The organism is Neisseria sp. 20925_1_37 (genome assembly GCF_041433255.1).
In the GTDB taxonomy this organism is placed as follows: Bacteria; Pseudomonadota; Gammaproteobacteria; order Burkholderiales; family Neisseriaceae; genus Neisseria; species Neisseria flavescens_D.
In genome coordinates, this window is sequence record NZ_JAPWBC010000031.1 from 1 (window position 1) to 729 (window position 729).

General features: G+C 55.0%; 1 pseudogene. It reads left to right on the top strand.

What is annotated here, in order from left to right:
- Positions 1-729, top strand: a pseudogene (locus O3661_RS10585) (hypothetical protein); the annotation flags it as partial.

Consider the following 729-nt stretch of genomic DNA (forward strand, 5'->3'; position numbering starts at 1 on the left):
CAAAACCACTGTTGACACCAAAGGCCTGACCTTCAACGGCGACAGCGGCAGCACCAATATCGAAAAACTCGGCTCCACCGTGACCGTTGCCGGCGACGACAACATCACCACCGAAGCCCAAGACGATAAAGTGACCGTTAAGCTGAACAAAGACCTGGTAGTAGACAGCGTCAAAGCCGGCGACACCACCGTGAACAACGACGGTGTGAAAGTAGGCGACGATGTTGCATTGACCCAAGACGGCGTTAAAGCAGGTGATGTCAAACTGACCAAAGACGGTTTGAACAACGCCGGCAACAAAGTGACCAACGTAGCCGCCGGTACCGAAGATACCGACGCCGTCAACTACGGTCAGTTGAAAGAGACCAACGCCAATGTGGCTAAAGGTCTGAACATTGCCGCCGACAACGGTAACGACGACAACGTCCAACTGGGCGAAACCGTTGCCTACCGCAGCAGCGACAAAAACATCGTCACCACCGTGTCCGACAACCAGATTGACTTCAAACTGGCCAAAGACATCACTGTTGACAGCGTTACCGCAGGCGACAGCAAACTGAATTCAGACGGCCTCACCATTACCGGTGGCCCAAGTGTGACCAAGTCAGGCATCAATGCCGCCGGCAACAAAATTACCAATGTTGCCCCGGGTACCGATGACACCGACGCCGTCAACTACAGCCAGCTGAAACAGCAAAGTGCCGCCGCCCGTACCGAGGTTGCTGCCGG